The following is a 4,697-nucleotide window of genomic DNA, read 5'->3' as shown; positions in this document are numbered from 1 at the left end:
ATAGTTCAATGTTTTTTCGCTTACCGGTTTTTATTATCCCAGGTTGGAAAAACAGTTCCCACGTTTAAAACCTATAACCTAGGGATTTGTTTTTAAAACGGAAATTCCCCCCCCCCCCCCGTCATCACAGGCTGTTAAAACCAACAGTCCTACCAGCATAATTGTAGAAATTACGGAAAAAAGTTTTTTATTTCTCATAGTAAGCTCCTTTCTTGACATTTTTTTTGATTATCCAAATCATTGTAATAATATCATAAAAATATTAATTTTGTCAAGAGAAAGTACCAGTATCAGTTATATTCTTCAGACCAGCCATGACCAATTTCCCAGTGTTCGTCTATTTTAACTTCAAATGGGACATTTTGAAGATTAAATTCTTCTTTTACTAATTTTTCTATATGTTCTGTAATCCAACTTCCGCACATCAATTGAAAAGTTCCATCTTTGCGTTGAAATACCCTTCCTCTAGGAATTTGTGTGTAATCAACATTGAAAATATCAAGGTCTTCCCCCTTAGACAGGCGTTTATTTTTCTCTTTTTGCCACCATTGCTGATGTAAAATTCTCACAGTTTTTAGACCATTAGAATTAAATTGTAATTCATCAGCAAAGCTCTTACTTACTCCAAATAATGCGTCTTTTTTTTCGTCATACCAAAATATTCCAACTTCAGGGTTTTCTTGAGAATCAAAATTATCGGACATACACTCCATTACCATGTTCCTTTCTTCTTTTGACATTTCTCTTAAATGACCTCTGGATTTATCTAAAACTTCATCATATAAATTATCGTATTTCATAGCTTTTCCTCATTTTATTCATTTTTTAAAAGATTGTAAATGAGTAGCGTTTTTTTTATTGTTCCCCAGGGAGGATTTGGGGTTCCAGTCGCGGACTCCTGTCCGCTCCTTCCACCCCCGCCTGCGTGCTCCCGGCACGTCCATGTGCCGACTTTATAGATCAAAGCTTCGCTTTAGCATTATTCAAGGAGCACTCCGGTTCAAATCCTCAATTTTATTCATTTTATTCATTTTTTAAAAGATTGTAAATGAGTAGCGTTTTTTTTATTGTTCCCCAGGGAGGATTTGAACCCCCACAAGCAGATCCAGAGTCTGCCGTGCTACCATTACACAACCGGGGAAAGCGTTTATATTATACGTTTTTATAGTATAAAAACTGTGTAAAATTGTCAAGTATTGGGGTATTGTATCGATATCCTCTACTCGCCTAATTCTTCTTTAATTGCCGAATAAATCCTGTCGCAGAGAATTTGTTTGCGATCTTCTAAAGGTATGCTATTTGTATCAATGGGTTTTAAAAATGCGATTCTTGTCTTGGCGCTTACGACGCGATTGGTTCTTTCAAAGACATCGTAACTGCCCTCAATGGCGACAGGAACAATGACGGCGTTGGCTTGGGTGGCAAGTTTTAGCGAACCGGGATGGAAGGGAAGAAGCCCCTTCCCTTTGGAACGATGTCCTTCCGGAAAAATTATCATTCCGCCGCCTGATTTTATACGCTGTACGCCTTTGTTTATTGTCTTAATCGCACGCCTGACATTACCTCTATCAATAAAAAGTCCCCCAAGCATGTAAATCCATGCATTCATAAATGGCACAAATAGCAACTCTTTTTTTGCAATAAAACCAAACGGACGTCCGCAAAAGGCAAGCAATATAACAATATCAAAAAAACCACAATGGTTACTGACAAAACAAACGCCGCCTTTTTTAGGAATATTTTCTTTGCCTTTAACTGCCGTTCGTCCCGCGATAGGAAGTAATGACAGCGCCCACGCTTGCGCAAGACGGTAAATAATATGCATCATTGGTTTTTTTAGTCCGAACAGGCTTAATATCAATGCGATAATCGCAAACGGCAGTAAAAATAGCATGGCGGCAGCTAAATATCCAAAACCTAGCACTGTTTTTATCATATTTTTTATTATCTCAAATTTACAAAAAATAAACAACTATAAACCGCCCCGTGATGTCCACGCATTGACTTTTTTTTAATATTGTTACATTATCAATAAATGGCATCTCTTAACAAATTCTCAGGCTCAGATATAGAAATAGCCCAATCAGTATTTCCCGAACACGCCCTTTCCATAAAAGAAGTGGCAAAAAAAGCGGGAATTCCTGAGGAATATATCGAATATTACGGAAATTACAAAGCAAAAGTAAATTACAGTTTTCTTAAGGACAATAAAGATAAAAAAGACGGTAAATTGATTCTTGTTACAGCCATTAATCCCACCCCTGCAGGAGAAGGCAAAACAACAACGACAGTTGGAGTTGCGGACGGTCTTTCTTTAATCGGGAAAAAAACTATGGCGGCTCTTAGGGAACCTTCGCTCGGTCCCGTATTCGGCGTTAAAGGCGGAGCGGCAGGCGGCGGTTGGGCACAGGTTATTCCAATGGAAGACATTAATCTGCATTTTACAGGCGACTTTCACGCCATTACTTCCGCAAATAATCTTTTAGCCGCCATGATAGACAACCATATTTATCAGGGGAACGCGCTTAATATCGATCCAAGAAAAATTATCTGGCGTAGATGTATCGACATGAACGACCGTCAACTTAGGTTTGTTACCGACGGTCTTGGAGGAAAGATAAACGGCTTCCCGCGCGAGGACGGGTTTGACATTACTGTCGCCTCGGAAGTAATGGCGATTCTTTGTCTTGCGAGCGACATTGACGACTTAAAAACAAAATTGGGACGCATAATTATCGGCTACACTTACGGAAAACAGGCTGATGAAAAACCCGTTACTGCCGCACAGCTTAACGCTCATGGAGCAATGGCGGTTCTGCTTAAAGACGCTCTTAAACCAAATCTTGTACAAACAATGGAAGGTACTCCGGTATTTATTCACGGCGGACCTTTCGCCAATATCGCACACGGTTGCAATTCAATCATGGCTACCCGTCACGCTCTAAAATGTGCCGACTATGTTGTTACGGAAGCAGGCTTCGGTGCGGACTTGGGTGCGGAAAAATTCCTCGATATTAAATGCCGTTTCGCAGGGCTTAAACCGTCTGCGGTAATTATTGTCGCCACTGTCCGTGCTCTTAAATCGCACGGAGGAACAAAAAAGAACGAGCTTGACAACGAAAACCTTGTCTCTCTTGAAAAAGGGCTTCCGAATCTTTTACAGCATGTTGATAATATAAAAAATGTTTATAAACTTCCTGCGGTAGTCGCCATTAATGTTTTCCCAAAAGATACAAAAGCGGAATTAGAATTGGTAGAAAAAAAATGCAAAGAGTTAGGCGTCAACGCCGTTATTTCGCAAGTTTGGGAAAAGGGAGGCGAAGGCGGTATTAAACTTGCCGAGGAAGTGGTACGCCTTTGCGAACAGCCGAACAATTTTGAATTTTCCTACGATGTTAATCTTTCCATTAACGAAAAAATAGAAGCAATAGCAAAAAAAATATACCACGCTGACGGTGTTGTAATTTTAAGTAACGCCCAAAAACAAATAAACCAGATTGAAAAAATGGGACTGGACAAAGTTCCAATCTGCATGGCAAAGACCCAGTACAGTTTTTCCGATGATGCGACTCTTTTAGGCGCACCCAAAGGTTGGCGTTTATCGGTAAGAGAAGTAAAAATATCAGCAGGAGCCGGGTTTATAGTAGCAATAACAGGCGATATAATGACAATGCCGGGATTGCCGCCTGTTCCTTCGGCGGAAAAGATTGATATTGACAGTAATGGGAAGATTTCGGGGTTGTTCTGATTTATTCGCCAAAGGGTTCTCACAAAGAGCACAAAGGAAGAGAAGGACACGGAGAAAGAGGGAAGAATTTTACCACGAACCTCACGAACCAACACGAACTAGGAAGCAGACATTAAATCATTCCGCATCTCTACTGCTTTTTCGTCCACGTATCGCCGTTTGTCTCTCTCGTATATGTTCCCGCTTTTGGGTCTGCAGCAAAATAGGCATCTCTTAAAGAGTTATTAGTACCATCCCCATCGATTCCTTCTGGAAAGATGGCGTTGAAAAAACTATCTATGTTACTCCCTGTTGCAAATGTTACGCTAGTAAGGCTGGTACATCTGCCAAAAGCATTTTCCCCAATGCTGGTAACGCTGGCGGGTATGGTTATACTGGCAAGGCTGGTACAGCCGTCAAAAGCCTCCTCCCCAATGCTGTCAACGCTGTTCGGTATGGTTATACTGGCAAGGCTGGAGCATACGGCAAAAGTTCCATCATTAATTTTAGTAAATTTTTCGTTGTTAGGTAGTTTTACGCTGGTAAGGCTGGTACATCCGCTGAAAGCATTTGCCCCAATGCTTTCAACGCTGTCCGGTATGGTTATGCTGGTAAGGCTGTTGCATTCTTGAAAAGTCCCCGGCTCAATGGTAGTAACGCTGTCGGGTACAGTGTTACCGTTTTCTTATGCTTACTCATAAGTACGCTTTATTACTCATAAGTCTATATCAGATAAAGAATTAAGTCAAGTTCTTTTATTATAATTATTTACAATTACTTATAATTACTCACCACTATTCAACAAATATGATGTCATATCTGGTGTAACAATAAAGCCGTTTTTTGTAATTTCAAATAAATGACGCATAACGCTATGCCTGTTTACCTCAAAAGAGGACCGCCAACGGCGGGTCGGGGTGCGCCAGAACAGGAATGTAAGACCTGGAAGAACAGGGAAATTCCTCGATAT

At 40.5% G+C, this 4,697-nt stretch carries 5 protein-coding genes and 1 tRNA gene; 1 reads left to right on the top strand and 5 read right to left on the bottom strand.

Annotated features, from left to right (window positions below; all coding sequences use genetic code 11):
* Positions 1–290: 290 nt before the first annotated feature.
* From ACYVTD_RS09875 to ACYVTD_RS09865, 3 genes are all read right to left on the bottom strand, one after another.
* Positions 291–800: a hypothetical protein gene (locus ACYVTD_RS09875; RefSeq protein ID WP_461247609.1), complete on the bottom strand. Its 510-nt coding sequence runs from the start codon at positions 798–800 to the stop codon at positions 291–293.
* 270 nt (positions 801–1,070) lie between these two features.
* A tRNA-Gln gene (locus ACYVTD_RS09870) sits at positions 1,071–1,141 on the bottom strand.
* A gap of 78 nt (positions 1,142–1,219) precedes the next feature.
* Entirely contained in the window at positions 1,220–1,936 is a 717-nt protein-coding gene (locus ACYVTD_RS09865; protein WP_461247608.1) for a lysophospholipid acyltransferase family protein, read from the bottom strand.
* Between the two features lie 99 nt (positions 1,937–2,035).
* On the opposite strand from ACYVTD_RS09865, the gene ACYVTD_RS09860 reads away from it, so the two are divergent.
* Complete coding sequence (locus ACYVTD_RS09860) at positions 2,036–3,748, top strand: formate--tetrahydrofolate ligase (RefSeq protein WP_461247607.1); 1,713 nt, start codon at positions 2,036–2,038, stop codon at positions 3,746–3,748.
* 130 nt (positions 3,749–3,878) lie between these two features.
* Here the strand turns inward: ACYVTD_RS09860 and ACYVTD_RS09855 are convergent, their stop codons facing one another.
* Entirely contained in the window at positions 3,879–4,376 is a 498-nt protein-coding gene (locus ACYVTD_RS09855) for a leucine-rich repeat domain-containing protein (protein WP_461247610.1), read from the bottom strand.
* Between the two features lie 135 nt (positions 4,377–4,511).
* Positions 4,512–4,697: hypothetical protein (locus tag ACYVTD_RS09850; RefSeq protein ID WP_461247606.1), on the bottom strand; the 186-nt coding region annotated here is incomplete at its 5' end.

The organism is Treponema sp. R6D11, from assembly GCF_054786075.1.
Note: the sequence above shows the minus strand (reverse complement) of the source record. Positions and strands in the feature narration are given on the sequence as shown.